The 16432-nt window shown below is 69.8% G+C and carries 21 protein-coding genes; 13 read left to right on the forward strand and 8 right to left on the reverse strand.

Annotated elements, in window-relative coordinates:
- Positions 1-7: 7 nt before the first annotated feature.
- A complete protein-coding gene (locus ACN6M5_RS13770) occupies positions 8-1036 on the reverse strand; it encodes a diacylglycerol/lipid kinase family protein (RefSeq protein WP_434950637.1) in 1029 nt (342 codons plus the stop codon).
- A gap of 121 nt (positions 1037-1157) precedes the next feature.
- On the opposite strand from ACN6M5_RS13770, the gene ACN6M5_RS13775 reads away from it, so the two are divergent.
- Positions 1158-2165 (forward strand): hypothetical protein, encoded by a 1008-nt coding sequence (locus ACN6M5_RS13775; RefSeq protein WP_434950639.1) that lies wholly within the window; start codon positions 1158-1160, stop codon positions 2163-2165.
- On the opposite strand, the gene ACN6M5_RS13780 is transcribed toward ACN6M5_RS13775, so the two are convergent.
- From ACN6M5_RS13780 to ACN6M5_RS13790, 3 genes are read right to left on the reverse strand one after another with little or no spacing between them, the layout of a single operon-like run.
- Entirely contained in the window at positions 2140-2496 is a 357-nt protein-coding gene (locus tag ACN6M5_RS13780) for a hypothetical protein (protein WP_434950641.1), read from the reverse strand. The two genes, ACN6M5_RS13775 and ACN6M5_RS13780, sit on opposite strands and share 26 nt — an antisense overlap.
- Complete coding sequence (locus ACN6M5_RS13785; RefSeq protein ID WP_434950643.1) at positions 2493-3086, reverse strand: hypothetical protein; 594 nt, start codon at positions 3084-3086, stop codon at positions 2493-2495. The genes ACN6M5_RS13780 and ACN6M5_RS13785 overlap by 4 nt, the downstream gene beginning before the upstream one ends.
- Positions 3083-3646 carry an RNA polymerase sigma factor gene (locus tag ACN6M5_RS13790; protein WP_085367477.1) on the reverse strand — a complete coding sequence of 188 codons (564 nt, stop codon included), beginning with the start codon at positions 3644-3646 and terminating at the stop codon, positions 3083-3085. Before ACN6M5_RS13790 ends, ACN6M5_RS13785 begins: the two co-directional genes overlap by 4 nt.
- A gap of 195 nt (positions 3647-3841) precedes the next feature.
- Here ACN6M5_RS13790 and ACN6M5_RS13795 point away from each other — a divergent pair, with 195 nt between their 5' ends.
- The 6 genes from ACN6M5_RS13795 to ACN6M5_RS13820 are packed head-to-tail and all read left to right on the forward strand — an operon-like array spanning position 3842 to position 6190.
- Positions 3842-4279, forward strand: a complete 438-nt coding sequence (locus ACN6M5_RS13795) for an Asp23/Gls24 family envelope stress response protein (RefSeq protein WP_434950646.1) — start codon at positions 3842-3844, stop codon at positions 4277-4279.
- Positions 4276-4467 (forward strand): hypothetical protein, encoded by a 192-nt coding sequence (locus ACN6M5_RS13800; protein ID WP_434950648.1) that lies wholly within the window; start codon positions 4276-4278, stop codon positions 4465-4467. The genes ACN6M5_RS13795 and ACN6M5_RS13800 overlap by 4 nt, the downstream gene beginning before the upstream one ends.
- A complete protein-coding gene (locus ACN6M5_RS13805; RefSeq protein WP_434950650.1) occupies positions 4464-4793 on the forward strand; it encodes a hypothetical protein in 330 nt (109 codons plus the stop codon). Before ACN6M5_RS13800 ends, ACN6M5_RS13805 begins: the two co-directional genes overlap by 4 nt.
- The gene (locus tag ACN6M5_RS13810) at positions 4790-5362 is read left to right on the forward strand and encodes a DUF6286 domain-containing protein (protein WP_434950652.1); all 573 of its coding nucleotides are present in this window, start codon (positions 4790-4792) and stop codon (positions 5360-5362) included. Before ACN6M5_RS13805 ends, ACN6M5_RS13810 begins: the two co-directional genes overlap by 4 nt.
- Entirely contained in the window at positions 5359-5988 is a 630-nt protein-coding gene (locus ACN6M5_RS13815) for a hypothetical protein (RefSeq protein WP_434950654.1), read from the forward strand. The genes ACN6M5_RS13810 and ACN6M5_RS13815 overlap by 4 nt, the downstream gene beginning before the upstream one ends.
- Positions 5989-6016: 28 nt before the next feature.
- A complete protein-coding gene (locus tag ACN6M5_RS13820) occupies positions 6017-6190 on the forward strand; it encodes a CsbD family protein (RefSeq protein WP_434950656.1) in 174 nt (57 codons plus the stop codon).
- Positions 6191-6263: 73 nt separating this feature from the next.
- On the opposite strand, the gene ACN6M5_RS13825 is transcribed toward ACN6M5_RS13820, so the two are convergent.
- The gene (locus tag ACN6M5_RS13825) at positions 6264-7268 is read right to left on the reverse strand and encodes a LacI family DNA-binding transcriptional regulator (protein WP_434950658.1); all 1005 of its coding nucleotides are present in this window, start codon (positions 7266-7268) and stop codon (positions 6264-6266) included.
- Between the two features lie 173 nt (positions 7269-7441).
- Between ACN6M5_RS13825 and ACN6M5_RS13830 the strand changes: the two genes are divergently transcribed.
- From ACN6M5_RS13830 to ACN6M5_RS13850, 5 genes are read left to right on the forward strand one after another with little or no spacing between them, the layout of a single operon-like run.
- Positions 7442-8794 (forward strand): ABC transporter substrate-binding protein, encoded by a 1353-nt coding sequence (locus ACN6M5_RS13830; RefSeq protein ID WP_085367485.1) that lies wholly within the window; start codon positions 7442-7444, stop codon positions 8792-8794.
- Between the two features lie 2 nt (positions 8795-8796).
- Complete coding sequence (locus ACN6M5_RS13835; RefSeq protein WP_247597220.1) at positions 8797-9789, forward strand: carbohydrate ABC transporter permease; 993 nt, start codon at positions 8797-8799, stop codon at positions 9787-9789.
- The gene (locus ACN6M5_RS13840) at positions 9786-10610 is read left to right on the forward strand and encodes a carbohydrate ABC transporter permease (protein WP_085367486.1); all 825 of its coding nucleotides are present in this window, start codon (positions 9786-9788) and stop codon (positions 10608-10610) included. The genes ACN6M5_RS13835 and ACN6M5_RS13840 overlap by 4 nt, the downstream gene beginning before the upstream one ends.
- Positions 10611-10615: 5 nt before the next feature.
- Positions 10616-11593 (forward strand): glycoside hydrolase family protein, encoded by a 978-nt coding sequence (locus ACN6M5_RS13845; RefSeq protein WP_434950661.1) that lies wholly within the window; start codon positions 10616-10618, stop codon positions 11591-11593.
- Positions 11590-12768: a serine hydrolase domain-containing protein gene (locus ACN6M5_RS13850; protein WP_434950663.1), complete on the forward strand. Its 1179-nt coding sequence runs from the start codon at positions 11590-11592 to the stop codon at positions 12766-12768. Before ACN6M5_RS13845 ends, ACN6M5_RS13850 begins: the two co-directional genes overlap by 4 nt.
- A 1-nt stretch (position 12769) precedes the next feature.
- Here the strand turns inward: ACN6M5_RS13850 and ACN6M5_RS13855 are convergent, their stop codons facing one another.
- Positions 12770-14704: a PKD domain-containing protein gene (locus ACN6M5_RS13855; RefSeq protein WP_434950665.1), complete on the reverse strand. Its 1935-nt coding sequence runs from the start codon at positions 14702-14704 to the stop codon at positions 12770-12772.
- Positions 14705-14895: 191 nt separating this feature from the next.
- Between ACN6M5_RS13855 and ACN6M5_RS13860 the strand changes: the two genes are divergently transcribed.
- Entirely contained in the window at positions 14896-15459 is a 564-nt protein-coding gene (locus ACN6M5_RS13860) for a hypothetical protein (RefSeq protein WP_168688262.1), read from the forward strand.
- Here ACN6M5_RS13860 and ACN6M5_RS13865 read toward each other — a convergent pair.
- Together ACN6M5_RS13865 and ACN6M5_RS13870 are read right to left on the reverse strand one after the other, a co-directional pair.
- On the reverse strand, positions 15446-16009 hold the full coding sequence (locus tag ACN6M5_RS13865) for a dihydrofolate reductase family protein (protein WP_434950668.1): 564 nt from the start codon (positions 16007-16009) through the stop codon (positions 15446-15448). The genes ACN6M5_RS13860 and ACN6M5_RS13865 overlap by 14 nt on opposite strands.
- A 61-nt stretch (positions 16010-16070) precedes the next feature.
- Positions 16071-16313 (reverse strand): hypothetical protein, encoded by a 243-nt coding sequence (locus ACN6M5_RS13870; RefSeq protein ID WP_085367493.1) that lies wholly within the window; start codon positions 16311-16313, stop codon positions 16071-16073.
- Positions 16314-16432: the final 119 nt, after the last annotated feature.

A 16432-nucleotide genomic window follows, 5' to 3' on the forward strand; every position in this document is an offset into this window, starting at 1 on the left:
GCCGCCGTTACGACGCCAGCGCGGGAGCGGCGCGGCGGCGCTGCGCCGCCCGCTGCGGGTCCACCCGCACCGTCAGCGCGTGCGGCTGCACCGTGAGGGTCGCCCCGACCACCACGCCGTTCGGGTCGCCGTCGAGCTGGATCTCTTGCGGCTCGTCGAACCGGACACGCATCGTCTTCGCCTGCGCGTAGCGGATCGCTCGCGGCGTGGGGCTGTACCGCGACACGAAGCGGCCGAAGCCGGTGCGGTGCAGCATCCGGTTGAAGGTGAGGCGGTAGCCGATGTTCGTCCAGCCGCCGCCTCCGCGGGGGCGGAGGACGACAGCGTCGAGCAGGCCGTCGTCGATGGTCGCGGAGGGGATCAGGAGCAGGCCGGCGGTGAGGCTGCCCGAGTTGCCGACGATCACCGTGTGCGCCCGGAGGGCCACCTCCGGTTCGTCGTCGAGCGCGTAGTGGAGGTCGAACTGCTTGTTGCCCAGGATGCTGCGCGCGATCGGGTCCGAGTACGCCAGCCAGCCGATGCGCTTCTTGAGGCGCTGGTTCGTGTGCCCGGCCATGTGCGCATCCAGTCCGATCCCGGCCATCACGAGGAAGGCGCGCCTGGTCTGCGTGCCGTCCGGCCGGTCGAGCACGGCGAGACCGAGGTCGGCGTTCGCATCCACCCCGGTGAACGCGGTGGTCACCGCGGCCTTGACGTTGGAGACGGGGAGGCGCAGTTCGCGGGCGAACAGGTTCCCGGTGCCCGCCGGGACCAGTCCGAGCGGGATGCCCGTCCCGGCGAGGACCTCCGCCGACGCACGCAGAGTCCCGTCGCCTCCGACGATCACCGCTAGCTCCGGATGCTCGGCCAGAGCGCTCTGCGCGGCCACCCGGCCGTCGTCGGCCGCGCTCGTCTCGAACCAGAGCGACTCCGCCCAGCCGCCTCCTGCTTCTTCGCGCGCGACGAGAGCACGGAGCGTGCCCACATCCACCTTGGTCGGGTTGTAGACGATCGCCGCACGGCGGGGCGGCGCCGGGTCCTTCGCGTCAGCGTTCACCGGTCAAGAATAGGTCGCGGCGAAGTGAGAAATCGTCAGATCGATCTTGTAATGCCGCGCATCGCGGCGTTTGATGCGAAGGGCCGCTGTGTCGCGGTCAGCCTCGCGAAAGGGCATCGCTGTGAAGGTTCTGGCTTTCATCCTCTCCACCGTTCTCGGCACCGCGCTGGTGGCCGGGGGCGTGCTGCTGATCGTCACCCAGTCGTCCAGGCACTCCGCCGGACTCGACCTCCTGGCGATCTTCGCCCTGACGATCCTGATCTACGGGCCGCTGGTCCTCGGTTCGCTGACGTCGTACTGGGATGTGCGCGGGTCGCAGGGCAGCCGGTCCTTCTTCCTCCGCTACCTGTGGGTCGTGGTCGGCCTCGAAGTGCTCGCGGCTGTCGCGATCGTGCTGTTCGCCGTGCTGGCCGGGGCGCCGGTGTGGCTGCCGATCCTGTTCATCGTGGGGGGAGCGGTGCTCACGCCGCTGGCGCTCGCCGTCGGCGGGCTGCTTCAGCGGCACGAGCGGGCGCATCCACGGGCCGACGACGAGTGGATGCCCGTCGGCCGCCGGGAGATCCAGCGGAAGGTGCTGATCGTGGCAGGCATCTTCGTGGCGGCGTACGCGGTGGGGGTCGTCGCGTTCGGTGCGCTCCTGTCACCCGACATCGGCGGGGCGCTGGTCATCGCCCTCCAGTTCGCCGCGCTCGCCGCCGGTGTGGCCTGCATCGCGTTCACGGTGCCGCTCAACCGGCGGCTGCGGAGCACGGTGGGCGGTGATCTCGGGACGGTCAGAAAGGTCGGGAGGGTCGTCCTCAGTAAGAAGGACCTGGCCCTGGACCCCGCAGAGCGCGTCGCAGCAGCGAAATACGCGGCGATCGTCCCCACGGTGCTCGGCTTCACCCTGGGCTGGACGACGCTGCTCTACCTCAGCATCGCCGTGCAGCAGGTGCGCTCCATCGTGGACGGCCGGAACGCGCCGTTCTCGGTCGGGCTCGCGGTGCTGCTGGTCGCGATGCTGGTGTTCCTCGTGCCGTACTACGCGGTGCGGATCGGCCGCGCCCAGCGCTACGCGCGCAAGCACGCGGCGGAGCTCACGGCTGAGCCGGGCGAGGACCCCGTCAGTCCCCGATGGTCGCCGCGGTGACGTCGACGACGCATCCGGTGCGGCCCGTCCTGTCCGCCCACGCCCGGACGACCGCGTACACCGTGCGGCACACCTCACCGGCCGGCTCGACGCCGTCCACACCGATGCGCACCCGGATGCGGTCGTCGCTCACCGCGATGTCCACCCGGTCTGCGATGCCCTCGCGGTCCGCGTCTGCCGGCGTGAGCGCAGCGCCGATCGCGGAGACCACCTGGGCGACCGGCGAAGCCGCCGGGTAGACGGTGGAGACGCCCGGCACGCCGAGGATGTGGTCGGAGAGGTCGCTCAGCGTTTCCGCCGGTGTCTCGTCGGAGGCGTGCGTCGCGCTCATCCCTGCTCCTTGCCCGCGCGAGGCTCGCGCACGTCCGTGACCACCACATCCACTGAGGCGACCGTCAGCTCGGCGTGCTTGACGAGCTCCGCCGCCACGGCGTTGCGCACCGCGGCGGCCGTGCCGTCCAGGGGGAGGCCGAAACGCACCGAGATCTCGAGGTGCACGGCGATCGGGGACCCAGGGGTCTCGATGTCGCCGTCGAGTCTGCAGCGGCCGACGATCACGCCGTCGACGTCGTCGCCGACGCTGCGCACGAGGGCGCGGACCGCCCCCTCGGTCAGCGAGAGGTCCGCGGCGGGGTCGTCGTGCACGATCGGGACGCGCCTGCCCGCCTGCACATCCAGGCGGATGCCCGTGAGGATGCGGGAGACCCAGGTGTCGTCCGCCGGGGTGGCGGCGGCCTCGGCTTCGAGGAGCTGCGTGGTGGCGCGGCCGAGACGGTCCAGCGCGGCGAGGGCCGCCTGGCATTCCGGGGAGTCGTCGATGGCCGGGTTGGCCGGACGGCGGCCGTTCGCGAGGTAGTCGCTCAGCTCGTCGAGCGTATGGCCGTCGATGAGTTCGTCCTCGGGCAGGAGCGGGTCTGTCATCGCCAGTCCTCCATCGCCTCGAGCAGATTCTTGCGAGCTCGCGCCAGCTGGCCGCGCACCGTGGATGCGGGGATGCCGAGCTCGGTCGCTATGTCGTCGTAACTGTACTGTCCCACTTCGCGCAGCACCCAGCACCTCCGCTGCAGTTCGGGCAGACCGTCGAGCGCCCTGCCGAGTGCGGCAGAGGCCGTCCTGACCTCGGCGAGATGGCCGGGATCGTCCTTCTGCTGCGTCGGCACGTCCAGCTCGGTGACGTCGTCGTGCTCGTGCCGCGCCCGGATGCGGTCGATGCACCGTCTGCTCAGGATGCGGATCAGCCAGCTCTTCACCGCCGCGCCGTTCTCCAGCTCGCCGAGACGTCGCCACGCGGTCACGAAGGTCTCCTGCACGACGTCGTCGGACTCGTAGGTCGAGCCGAGCATCCGGGCGGCGTATGCGCGCATCAGCGGTCCGTGGCGGCGCACGAGCACTTCGAACGCGACGGTGTCTCCGTCCGCTGCGCGACCGACGAGGGTGTCGTCCGCCGCATCCAGCAGGTCGGCCAGGGTGGACTTCCGCACGGCACCCCCTCCCGATCCGCATCCTTGAGCGCTGACCAACATCATGTTAGACAGTCGAATAGCAAGCCAAGCGAGCTTCTTCTGAAGATTTTCGAAATAGGACGTGACGAATCCCGGACTCGGCTCGTCTGAGAAGCACAGGTCACAACGGTGACCGAGGCGGGAGACCCCCGCCACGAGACGGAAGGAAAGCGCATGGCAACCACACCCACTGCCCCCGCAACCACAGGAATCGCGACCACGACCGCCGCATCCGGCACGCAGGGCAAGACCGTCATCAGCGACGCGGTCGTCGCGAAGGTGGCGGGGATCGCCGCCCGCGAGGTTCCCGGCGTCTACGCGCTCGGCGGCGGGGCGGCCCGCGCACTCGGAGCCATCCGGGATGCGATGAACGCCTCCGACCTCGGCCAGGGCATCAGCGTGGAGGTCGGCGAGACCCAGGTCGCCGCCGACGTGACCATCGTGGCCGAGTACCCCGTGCCGCTGCAGAAGGTCGCAGCGGATGTGCGCGCCTCCATCTCGCAGGCGATCGAGCACATCATCGGCCTGGAGGTCACCGAGGTCAACGTCACGGTCAACGACGTGCACGTCCCGTCCGACGACGCGGACGAGCAGGAGGCGCGAGTCCAGTGACCACCGCCAGATTCGGCCTGCTCGTCGGCGCCGTGCTCGCCGTCGTCTGGGCTGCCCTCGGATTCTGGGCGTTCGTGGGCGTCGCCGTCGCGATGCTGGTCGGATGGCTCGTCGGGCGCCTGGTGAGCGGAGACATCGACGGAGCCCGGCTGATCGACACGCTCCGCGGCCGCCGCTCGTCATCGTGACCGGCGGACGCGACCGCTTCGCCCCCCGGGCGCTGGAGCACCTGGTGCAGGCGATCGCGGCGGACGCGCTCGGTGTCGCTCCCCGCGACCCGGCGGTGCGCATCAGCGACGCGGCGGGAGCGCTCGCCGTGACCGTGCGGTCGCCCGTGGCGATGCCGCCCCTCGGCGACGGCGGCGCTGACGCCGACGGCCAGGATCTGATCCAGCGCCTGGCGGCAGCCGCCGCAGACACCAGGGCGAGGTTCGCCGAACTGACCGGCCTGGATGTGGCCCGCGTCGACATGCGGGCCACGAAAGCAATCATCACGGAGAGGAGGGTGCGATGAACGGGGTGGAGACACGCGTCGTCCGCCGCGAGACGCACTCGCCGCGGTCGACGTCCGCCATCGTCGTGGCGACGGTACTCGGGCTCCTGATCGTGCTGCTCGCGACCGAGGGCATCCTGCACCTGCTCGGGATGCGGCCCCTGGTGGCCGACCCGCGCGGCACGCTTCTCGCCGTCCTCACCTTCCCGGACGCCCCGGCCGCGCTGCGCATCGGCGTCGCGGTCGTCGCCGCTGTGGTCGGACTCGTCCTGCTCGGGCTGGCCGTGTTCCCCGGACGGCGGGCGCGCCGACCGCTGACGGCGAACCGTGTTGCCGTCGTCGCCGACGACGGGATGCTGGCGTCCGCCCTCGCGCGGGCCGCGGCGAGGGCTGCGCGGGTCGATCCGGACGCCGTGCGCGTCTCTCTCGGCCGGCGCAGCGCTGCGGTGCAGATCGTCCCCGTGTCCGGGCACCGCGTCGACCAGGCGGCGGTACGGCGCGCGGTCGAGGAGGAGTTCGCGGCCGCCGGTGCCGATAAGGCCGTGCGCGTGTCCGTGACCATCGCACAGACGGGGAGGGTCGGATCGTGAACAGCACCAACCGGGCTCTCAACCGCGGGCTCCTCGTGGTTCTCGGACTCGCATCCATCGCCGTCGCCGTGGCCATCGCCTGGACTCTCGTGGCCCCGTCGGCCGCGCGAGCCTGGCTGGACGCCGGACGCTCCGCGAGGACGTGGACGGACAGCGTGTTCGGCACGCCGCTCTGGGCGGGCACGACGGTCAGCGTGGCCGCAGTCGTCGCGATCGCGGGTGCCGTCGTGCTCCTGGTGCTGCTGATCGTCTTCATCGTGCGGCAGGGACATGGGGCGGCGTCCACGGTGCTGAGCGCGCGGACAGGGGACGGCGACCTCGATGTCGACGTGTCCGTCGCTGCCGCTCTCATCGAGCAGCGCCTCTCGACCGTTCCCGGCGTGGCGAGGGTGGCCGTCAGCGCATACCGCGTTCGGAAGGTCGTGGCGCTCAAGATCGCCGTCGACTGCCGACGAGGAGCCGCGCCGCGCACCATCGTCGACGCCATCGACGACACCGTCCGCCTGCTGGGCGAGGCACTCGGATCGCAGCCGACGGTCTACGCCCAGCTGACGGGCGGATTCCGGTCCCGCCTCCGCTCAGCGGTGCGGGTCAACACCACGACGAGGGCCGTCCGGCCGTCGTGACACCAGAAGAAGAAAGAAGGAGAAGCAGATGAGTGCAGAAGACAAGATCAAGAACGCCGCGCAGGACCTGAAGGGCAAGGCCGAGGAGGTCATCGGCAAGATCACCAACGACGACAGCAAGGTCGCGGAGGGCAAGGCCGATCAGACGGCGGCGAAGGCCAAGGGGACGGTCGAAGACGTGAAGGACGCGTTCAAGAAGTAGTCGTCCTCGGAGGGAACGGCGCGACCGGCACGGCTGGTCGCGCCGTTCCGTGTCTCCGGGTCGTGCAGCCCGGTCACCTGCTCAGGACGGAGTCCCGGTGCACGACCTCCATCGGGATGAGGGCCTCGCGCACCGGGTCGTCGTTCAGCAGCATCTCCACCGCCCTGGCGCCCATCGCCTCGTGGGGGAGCGCGACGGTGGTGAGCCCCGGTCGCAGGTAGGCGGCCAGTTCGTCGTTGTCGAAGGAGACGATCGAGAGGTCGTCCGGGATGCTGAGCCCGGCTTCGAGCGCCGCCTGGTACGCACCGAACGCGAGGCGGTCGTTCATGCTCAGGATGGCGGAGGGGCGCACCTTCCTGGCGAGCAGCTTCTTCGTCGCCTCGTATCCTTCGTCCGGTTCCCAGAGCCACGACGACGACTCGGAGGCGAACGTCAGACCGTTCTCGGCCATCGCATCCCTGATTCCCGCGACGCGCTGCGCCACCGTCGCGGAGCGGAACAGCCCGCGCTCCTTCTCGTCGCTCTGGCCGAGGAGTGCGATGCCGTCGCGGAAGCCGGCGTCGGTCAGGACGGCGACGGCGGAGCGGCCGCCGCCGTACTCGTCCGGCAGCACGGCGTGCGGGAACCGGGCGTTGGTCGCGTTGAGCATGACCACGGGCGTCTCGATCGCCATCTCCGGCAGGAACAGTTCGCGGGCGCGCATGGTGGCGAAGACGATCCCGTCGACCTGGCGGTCGAGGACGGCGCCGATGGCCTCGGTCTCGCGCTTCGGCTCTCCGCCGGTCTCGAGCACCATCATGACGTGACCGGCCTTCTCGGCCGCGGTCAGCGCCCCCTTGATCAGGCCGGACGCGAAGCGGGTGGTGGCGACCACGTCGGAGATGAAGGCGATGGTGTGGGTCTTGTCGGTCTTCAGCCCGCGTGCTGCGACGTTCGGGCGGTAGCCGAGCTCGCTCGCGGCGGCGTGGACGCGGTCGTGCGCATCCTGGGACAGCCGCGTATCCGGGCGGCCGTTCAGGATCATGGACGCGGCAGACACCGACAATCCGGCCTTCCTGGCCACGTCTGCCAAAGTCACGCGCTTACTCAACATCGAGCGGTCCTCCTCCTTGCGGGATGTTAGCCGCTCACGTGGCCAATCGAGAGACCTAGTTGACAATCTGTGCGACGTCACTCAGTATAGGGCCTGCTGAAAGCATTTAGCAGAGGGTTTCGGGCAACGAATCCCGCCCTTCGACAAAGGAGTCCTGTATGTCCCCCACCTCGCGCAGGCGACGGCTCCGCGGCGCAGCAGCCGCCGGCCTCATCGCCTCGATCACCGCCGTCGTCTTCACCGGATGCGCTCCGGGGTCGAGCACCCCCGGCGCCACGACGGCCACCGACGTCAGCACCACCCTCACCAAAGACAAGGTGCAGCTGACCATCGCCGACGAGACCGGCTTCCCGCTCACCGACGACCTGGCCAAAGAGTTCACCAAGCAGCACCCCAACATCACCTTCAAGATCACGAGGGACACTTTCCAGAACCTCACGGCCAACGCGCCCAAGCTGCTCGCCAGCTCGACGCCGCCCGACCTCATCCGGTTGCCGACGCTCGGCGACACGGTCAAGGACGGCCTGGTCGCCAACCTCGACCCGTACTTCAAGGCATACGGCTGGGACAAGTGGTCGGCCGCGCAGCTCGCACCGCTGCGCATGACGGACGAGGGCGTCCGCGGAAGCGGCTCGCTCTACCAGCTCGGTCTCGGCTACAGCGTGACCGGCATCTACATGAACACGAAGCTGGCCGCTCAGGCGGGCATCACCTCCACGCCGGAGACGCTGGACGAGCTGCAGGCCGACTTCGCGAAAGCCAAGGCGGCCGGGATCGCCCCGCTGGTCGAGGGCGACAAGGACGGCGTGGTCAACTTCACCGTCCAGGCCGCGATGAACCAGTATGCGGACAAGACCGAGTTCCTCGACTGGATGTTCAACAAGCCGGGCGCGACGTACAACCAGCCGGGCATCGTGAAAGGTGCAGACCTCATCCGGAAGTGGGCGGACGCCGGCTACTTCCCTTCCGACATCAACGCTGTCGACTACTTCACCTTCGTGAGCAACTTCCAGGACGGCAAGGGCGTCTTCACCTTCAACGGCAACTGGGAGGCGGCCAACTACGCCAAGAAGCTGGGCAAGGACGTGTCGTTCTTCCTCGTTCCCCCGGCCAAGAAGGGCGGAGACCACGTGGCGATGGGCGCGGCCAACTCGTTCTCCGCTGCAGCCAAGTCGAAGAACCTCAACGAGGTCGCGTACTTCCTCAACTGGATCCACACCAACGACAAGGCGCGTCAGATCGTCGTCGACGTGACCGGTGCTGCCCCCGGCGGCGACCCGTCGCAAGCGCAGCCGAAGGTCGAGAAGGGCTCCCTCACCGAGAAGGTCCTGGAGTCGGCAGCGCAGATCGCCAAGGAGGACGGCCAGGTCGACTTCATGGCCAACACCACCGCCGGCATCTACGCCGGGGCGATCATCCCCGAATCCCAGCTCCTGGTGACCAGCAAGATCACCGGCCAGGAGTTCGTGGACAAGGTGCAGGCGTTCTACCAGCAGGAAGTGAAGAAGTAACGATGAGCACAGTGCGGCCCCGGATCAGCGACGACACCGTCGGCAGTGCCCCTGCTGTGCGGCGGGCGGATGGCGCAACCGCATCCGGGGCCGCACCTCGGCCTGCCCGTACCCGCGCTCGGGCGCGCGGGTACGGCAGCAGGATCGGCTGGGTGCTCGTGGCGCCCGCCGTCCTCTTCTATGCGGCCTTCGTGCTGTGGCCGCTCATCCAGGGTGTGCAGTTCTCGTTCTACGACTGGAACGGGATCGGCGCATCCACCTGGGTGGGACTGCAGAACTACCTGACCGTGTTCACCGACCCCGACCTGCTCGGGGCGATCAGGAACGCGTTCATCCTGATCGCGTTCTTCACGGTGATCCCGGTGATCGCCGGCCTGGTGCTGGCCACCCTCATCCGGTCGATCAAGGCCGGGTTCTTCTCCAGCTTCTCGCAGACCGTGCTCTTCCTCCCGCAGATCATCCCGCTGGCCGCGGCCGGTATCGCCTGGTCGTGGATGTACGCCCAGACCGGCGCGGTCAACCAGATCCTCGGCTGGGTCGGGCTGGGCGGGCTCGCCCGTCCGTGGCTCGGCGACTACCAGACCGCGCTGCCCGCCGTCGGCCTGATCGGCTCGTGGACGCTGACCGGGCTCTGCACCGTGCTGCTGCTCACCGGGATCGGCAAGATCGACGCATCCCTCTACGAGGCCGTGCGCCTCGACGGCGCCGGGTGGTGGCGGGAGTTCTTCACCATCACGATCCCCGGCCTCCGCCAGGAGCTCGCGGTGCTCATCACCATCACGATCATCGCGGCGCTCAGCAGCTTCGACATCATCTACACGACCACGCTCGGCGGGCCGGGCCGGGCGACCCTGGTGCCGGGCATCTCGATCTATCGGATCGGGTTCACCCAGAGCGAGGTCGGGCTGGCATCCGCGTTCGGCATCGTGCTGATGGTCCTCGTCCTCATCGTCGTCCTCCCGATTCAGCGTCTCTCGAAAGTGCGTGACTCATGATCGTCCATCCCGTCGAGAAGTGGACGGGGCGTGTGCTGCTCTCCGTCGTCCTCGTGCTCACCGTCATCCCGCTGGTGAGCATGCTCTCCGCCGCCCTGCAGCCCGCCGACCTCAACCCGACCGGCCTCACCTGGCCGAGCGACCCGCAGTGGGTGAACTTCGGCGAAGCCTTCGTCACCGGGCACGTCTGGGAGCTGCTCGGCTCCAGCGGCCTGATCGTGCTCGGGGTGGTCCCGGTCAGCCTGGTCATCTCGAGCCTGGCGGGATACGCGCTCGGCAGCCTGAAGATCCGGGGCGGTCGCGCCCTGCTGATCCTCTTCATCCTGGGGCTGACCATCCCGTTCGAGGCGCTGATCATCCCGCTGTACTACGAGATGCAGTCGCTGAACGTCCTGAACACGCAGTGGGCGATCATCCTGCCGCTGATCGGGCTGTTCATGCCGTTCAGCGTGTTCTGGATGCGCGCGCACTTCGTCGGCGTGCCCGCCGAGCTCTCCGAGGCCGCGCGGGTGGACGGCGCGACGATGTGGCAGGAGCTGCGGCACATCCACCTGCCGCTCGCCCGGCCTGCGCTGTCCGCGCTGGCGATCCTGCTGTTCCTCTGGACCTGGAACCAGTTCCTGCTGCCCGTGGTGTTGATCGCCGACCCGCTGCAGCGCACCGTCGCCGGGGCGCTGACCTTCTTCCAGGGGCAGTACAGCCTGAGCATCCCGCTGCTGAACGCGGGCGCCCTCATCATCATCCTTCCCACCATCCTGGTCTTCGTGATCTTCCAGCGTCAGTTCATCAAGGCGCTGATCCAGGGTGCGGTCAAGGGCTGACGGGCATGGTGTTCAGCAAACGGGATCACTGGGTCTGGGACTTCTGGCTCGCCGACGACGGCGAAACGCATCACCTCTTCTACCTGCACGCGCCCACCTCGCTCGGTGACCCTGATCTGCGCCACAGGAACGCGTCGATCGGGCACGCGACGTCGACCGACCTGACCGACTGGGAGGACCACGGGCCGGTGCTCACGGCCGGGCCTCCCGGCGACCTGGACAGCTCGGCCACCTGGACCGGGAGCGTCGTGCGCGGCGACGACGAACGCTGGCGGATGTTCTACACCGGCTCCGTCTTCCTCTCCCCGCACGAGATCGCGAACGTCGAGTCGATCGGCGTCGCCACCTCCGACGATCTCTTCACCTGGACGAAGGAACCGCGGCTCAACCTGCAGGCCGACCCGCGCTGGTACGAACTCCTCACCGACCGGACGTGGCACGAGGAAGCGTGGCGCGACCCGTGGGTGTTCCGCGATCCGGCCGGTGAGGGATGGCACATGCTGATCACGGCCCGCTCCCGCGACGGCGGCGACGTGCGCGACCGGGGAGTGATCGGACACGCCAGGTCGGCCGACCTGGACGAGTGGATAGTCCAGCCGCCGGTGAGTGCGCCGGGAAGCGGCTTCGCCCACGTGGAGGTTCCGCAGTTCGTGCGGGTCGACGGCCGCGACATCCTGCTCTTCTCCTGCGACGCGGCACACCTCGCCGGGCGGCGAAGCGGGGACACCGGCGGCGTCTGGTTCACGGCGGCCCCGGCTGCCGCCGGGCCGTTCGACCTCGCCTCCGCTACGCTCCTGACGCCGGAGTCGCTGTACGCCGGCAGGGTGACCACCGACCGCAGCGGCGCCTCCGTCTTCCTCGCGTTCGAGAACGTGGATGCGGCGGGCGGCTTCGGCGGGAGGGTCAGCGACCCGTACGACATCGGTTTGGACGACGCGCGCCTCACGCTCCGCGCGCGCGAACGAGAAGGAGAACGTGCATGACGGTCGACATCGCAGGAACGGTCGAGCCAGGGTACGAGCGGGTCGCGGACGCCTTCGAGCGCGCGTTCGACGGACGCCCGACGATGGGAGCCGGGCTCACCATCCGGGTCGGCGGCAGGAGGGTGGTGCACCTGTGGGGCGGCCTGGCCGACGAGCGGTCGCGCTCGCCGTGGCGGGAGGACACCGCCTCTGTGGTGTTCTCGTGCACCAAAGGGCTGATGTCCATCCTGGTCGCCCGGCTGGTGCAGGATGGGCTGCTCGACTACGAGGCCCCTGTCGCGCGGTACTGGCCCGACTTCGCGGCGGCGGGCAAGGGGGACGTCACGGTCGCCCAGCTCCTGTCCCACCGCGCCGGGCTGTCCGCGTTGCGCGAGCCGCTCACCATCGACCAGCTGGTCGACTGGGATCACGTCACGTCGCTGCTCGCCGCCGAGGAGCCACTGTGGCAGCCGGGGACGGGATACGCGTACCACGCGGTCACGCACGGCTGGCTGGCCGGTGAGCTGGTGCGCCGCGCCACCGGTCAGAGTGCAGGGCAGTACTTCGCCGCGCTCGCGGGCGACCACACCTCCGGCGCGTGGATCGGCTTGCCGGACGCCGCAGCATCCCGGGTCGCGCACCTCCAGGCGTCCGACTCGCAGGTCGAGGCCGGCGAAGAACTCGGCGAGGCGCCGTCGCCCTGGACGGCGCTCGCGATGACGCTGGGTGGCGCGCTTCCTGCGCAGCTGGTCACGCCCGACGGCGGCTTCAACGACCCGCGCATCCGGGCGGCCGAGATCCCGGGCGCCGGCGGGATCGCCACGGCGGACGCACTCTCGGCGATCTGGTCGGCCACCGTCACGGAGACCGACGGGCGCACCCTGCTCGACGACGCGACACTGGATGCGGCACTCATCCCCATGAGCGAGGGCGAGCCGGTCTTCCCCAGCCCCGCCCCGTGGCCGCGCTGGGCGCGCGGCTTCCAGCTCGACTCCGAGGCCCGTCGCTACCTCGGCGACGCGAGCTTCGGCCACGACGGCGCCGGAGGCCAGGTGGCCTTCGCCGACCGGGACGCCAAAGCCGGGTTCGCGTTCGTGACGAACTGGATGGAGGCGGGCGGAGACGATCGCGCGACGCGGATCGTGGACGCGTTCCGGGCGGTGCTGCGGGACGGCGAGGCCCAGCCGGCGGCCTGAGCTACGGCGTCACCGCCACCAGGTCGTCCACCCCCATCACCACAGGCGCGTTGGCCACGCCGCCGGACAGATACCCGGTGATCGCCAGCCCGCCCGGCGCCTGCAGTCCGGCCGTCGTGTCTGTGATGGATCGCTGCCAGGTGGTCGGTTCCGTCGTGCCGTCCGGCCAGGCCCTGGCTTGGATGAGCGTGGGACTCGTGCCCGTGACGCGCAGCCGCACGGCCAGTTTCGTCCCTGCCGCGTATGTGGCGGGGAGTGCGACAGACGATTGCAGCACCACCTCCGCACCGCCGTTCGGGTCGACCCGCACCAGTTGCAGCGTCACCTTGCCCACCGACGAGACGATCACTTTGGCCTGGTAGGAGCCCGTCGTCACCACGCGGCGACCGGAGATGGAGATGTAGACGTTGCCGGAGGACGGCAGCTTGTCGGCGGACACGTTGAGGCGCAGGTCGGTGTTGGCGGAGCTCACGCCGGTGAGCCTGGTCGTGCCTCCCGAACCGGCAGGCAGCTGGATCAGGCCGGTGCTCGCCCCGACCGAGTAGAGGGATGCGCTGCCGGCGACCGTCCACGCGCCGCCGGTCGGCGCCGTTCCCCAGCCGTTCGAGATGACGCGGTCGAACCCGTCCGTCGCCAGCGAGCCGGTGGGTGGCGGCGGTGCGGTGACCGCGATCGTCTTCGTGGTCGACCCGCTCGCCCCTCCGTTGTCGGTCACGGTGAGTCTCGCGGTGTACGTGCCCGCTGCCGGATAGGTGTGGCTGACCGTGCCGCCCGTCCCGGTCGCGCCGTCGCCGAAGTCCCAGGCGAACGTGCTGATCGTGCCGTCCGGATCCGTCGACGCGCCGCCGTCGAAGGTGCAGGCCAGGTCGGTGCAGGATGACGTGAAGCTCGCCGTCGGCGGCTGGTTGCCCCCGCCCCCGGCGGGCGCGATGGTGAACGAGTCCGCGAAGTTGCTGCCCGCCGCACGCGCGAACGACCCGCTGAGCTGCGTCGCCGTGGCCGTCACATCCACCGACCCGTACGTCGGCGTCTGGTTGGCACCGGATGCCGCACCGAAGTAGTTGGCCTCCGGATCCGCGGCGTTGACGTTGTAGAGGCCGTTGCCTCCCGTGCCCGCCGTCACGAACACCGTGCCGGCGCCCTTCACCATCGAAGCGTCGCTGTCGGCGACGCAACTGGCCGAGAACGTTCCGGGCAGGATCGCCGTGCACGCGCCTCCGGTGGCGAGCTGGTTCGTGCGCTGGTAGAGGTGCTCGTGGCCGGTCAGCACGAGGTCGACGCGCTTGCCGACGAGCAGGTTCGTCAGGTCGGCGCCCGCCTCGCACCCGTACTGGCCCAGCGAGAGGCAGGGCTTGTGCATCCCGACCACCACCCACGGGATGTTCGCGGCGCGTGCGCCGTCGATGGCCGCCGCCGTCCAGTTGTAGTGCGAGGTGCCCGCGTTGTATGTCCAGGTGCCGTCCGCAAACGGCAGGCCGGGGGAGATCATCACGAAGCGGACGAGCGGGGCGCCCTGCGGGACGTCCACGTAGTACTGCCGCCCGTATGTGCCGACCGCGCCGGGGAGCTGGTTGGGCAGGCAGGCGCCGAAGTCGTTGATGTTGCCGTTCTGTCCGCTGCTCTCGTGGTTGCCCGAGACGAGCTCGAACGGGAACCCGGCTCCGACCGCCTGGGTCACGCTGTCGCACCACGACTGCTCGTCGCCGACAGCGCCGTAGGAGAGGTCGCCGACCGCGAGGTGGAGGTCGGGATGCAGTGCGCCGATGCCCGTGAGCACGGCCTGCGCGTTGGCGGAGGTGCCGTAGTCGCCGGAGGCGGTGAAGTGGACGCTGGTGGCGTTCGGCGCGATCCCGAGCGCTCCGCCGGGAGCGGTGAGCGCGAGCGCGGCGACGGTGAGGCCGACGATCGCGGCGGTGAGGGTTCGACGAGCAGGCATTGGAGCGCTCCTTCGCAGCTCACGTCTGTGCTCTGCTGCCACGGGGCGCATGCCCCCGCAGAGGCAGAGGCCCTGGAGGGGCCTGGCCTCAGGGTAGCCCTGAGCGGGGGTGGGGCGGAAGGGAAAGTGAGAAAATCTCGTGGGCTGATCCCCGCATCCACCGGCCCGGTCCCGACGCCTAGACTCGTGCTGTGCCCGACGACATCCCCGTACTGAGCGACGCTCTGTTCGAGACGTTCGGGAGCGGAAGCTGGGCGTTCCTGCCCGCCACGACGCCCGAGGCGCTCGCCGCTGCACTGGATGCGCGGATCACCGACGACCGGTTCCGCCTCGCCGAGAACCCCAGCATCGGCGACGGTCCCGGCCTGCTCGTGCTCACCGCGCCGGTCAACGGCTGGGTGATGCTGCTCGGCGCCAGCGAGACGGTCGGCGCGGCAGCCGCGGTTCTCAGCGAGGGCATCGGCGTGTTCCAGGCGATGATCGACGTGCGCCTGCCCGCGATGAGCTGGTCCCACCTCGAGGGCGGGGCGCCGACGCGGACGGTGTCCGTGGAACTGGGCGACGACGGCGACCTGGTCACCAGGACCGCGGGAGACCCGCTGCCGTTCGAAGGCGACGGCCTGGTCCTGCCGACCTCGCAGCACGGCTACGACCCGTTCTTCTACCCGGTGGCGATCCTCGCGGAGCACGGGGTGACGCTCGACGTGCTGGCCGAGGCGTTGCGGCGACCGAGCGTGACGCTCACCCTCGGCTGACGAGGTAGCGCAGGAACACGCTTCCGTTCGCGAAGCGGCGCTCCTCCTGCAGGTCCAGTGCCAGCATCAGGTCGAGCGGGAAGGCCGGTGTCCCGCCTCCGACGGCCACCGGCACCAGGATCAGCTGCACCTCGTCCACGAGCCCGGCCCTCAGTGCTGCCGCCGCGATGGTCGGGCCGCCGATGCCGACGTCGCCCGGAGCGTCTGCGACCAGGGCGCGCACCGCATCCGGATCGAACTCGCGCTGGATGGTCGTACGCGGCGTGACCGGTTCGGCGAGCGTCGACGAGTACACGACCTTGTCGGCGTTCCGCCAGATCCCGGCGAAGTCGACGACCTCCGGCTCATCGTCCGGGTCGTCGCCGAACGTCTGCCAGACCTGCATGGTCTCGTACATGCGCCTGCCGTACAGATAGGTGGAGACGTCGCGTTCCAGGTCGTTGACGAAGGCGTGCACCTCCGCATCCGGGGCCGCCCAGTCGAAGCCTCCCGACGTGTCGGCGGTGTAGCCGTCGACGGAAGCGATGGCGAAATAGACGAGACGTGGCATCGGTGGAACCTCCCGCACCGACTCTAAGCAGTCGGTGCGGGATGCGCCAGTGCCGTCCCGGTCAGCCCACCTGCGGGAACAGCGCCCCCAGCGCGCGGAGCTCGCCTCCGAAGAACACCGGCACGACGATGTCGAGCACGAATGCGATTCCGAAGGCGAGCGCCACGGCACCGGCCGCGATGACGACGAGCACGGAGAACAGCCGCAGATAGGCGTTCTCCGCAACGGCCGCGAGCACCCCTCGAGCTCGCGGAACCTGCGGAACCGACCCCGTGAACGGGAGTTGGTGGTTCAGCGTCGTCATGGTTTCCCCCTTGGTGTGGCCGATGTATCCAGTCAACCGGGATGCGCGGCGCGCGGCATCAGCCGTGGGTCGTGTGTGGGTCATCCGCCGGTATGATTCCCGGGGCGGGACGATCGGCC

The sequence above is a fragment of the Leifsonia araucanica genome, from assembly GCF_051161895.1.
In the GTDB taxonomy this organism is placed as follows: Bacteria; Actinomycetota; Actinomycetes; order Actinomycetales; family Microbacteriaceae; genus Leifsonia.

Coding starts and splice junctions, on each gene's coding strand:
- ACN6M5_RS13850 (WP_434950663.1), top strand. CDS start 11,590: ATGACGGTCGACATCGCAGGAACGGTCGAGCCAGGGTACGAGCGGGTC.
- ACN6M5_RS13820 (WP_434950656.1), top strand. CDS start 6,017: ATGAGTGCAGAAGACAAGATCAAGAACGCCGCGCAGGACCTGAAGGGC.
- ACN6M5_RS13810 (WP_434950652.1), top strand. CDS start 4,790: ATGAACGGGGTGGAGACACGCGTCGTCCGCCGCGAGACGCACTCGCCG.
- ACN6M5_RS13795 (WP_434950646.1), top strand. CDS start 3,842: ATGGCAACCACACCCACTGCCCCCGCAACCACAGGAATCGCGACCACG.
- ACN6M5_RS13855 (WP_434950665.1), bottom strand. CDS start 14,704: ATGCCTGCTCGTCGAACCCTCACCGCCGCGATCGTCGGCCTCACCGTC.
- ACN6M5_RS13845 (WP_434950661.1), top strand. CDS start 10,616: ATGGTGTTCAGCAAACGGGATCACTGGGTCTGGGACTTCTGGCTCGCC.
- ACN6M5_RS13840 (WP_085367486.1), top strand. CDS start 9,786: ATGATCGTCCATCCCGTCGAGAAGTGGACGGGGCGTGTGCTGCTCTCC.
- ACN6M5_RS13785 (WP_434950643.1), bottom strand. CDS start 3,086: ATGACAGACCCGCTCCTGCCCGAGGACGAACTCATCGACGGCCATACG.
- ACN6M5_RS13830 (WP_085367485.1), top strand. CDS start 7,442: ATGTCCCCCACCTCGCGCAGGCGACGGCTCCGCGGCGCAGCAGCCGCC.
- ACN6M5_RS13870 (WP_085367493.1), bottom strand. CDS start 16,313: ATGACGACGCTGAACCACCAACTCCCGTTCACGGGGTCGGTTCCGCAG.
- ACN6M5_RS13835 (WP_247597220.1), top strand. CDS start 8,797: ATGAGCACAGTGCGGCCCCGGATCAGCGACGACACCGTCGGCAGTGCC.
- ACN6M5_RS13865 (WP_434950668.1), bottom strand. CDS start 16,009: ATGCCACGTCTCGTCTATTTCGCCATCGCTTCCGTCGACGGCTACACC.
- ACN6M5_RS13780 (WP_434950641.1), bottom strand. CDS start 2,496: ATGAGCGCGACGCACGCCTCCGACGAGACACCGGCGGAAACGCTGAGC.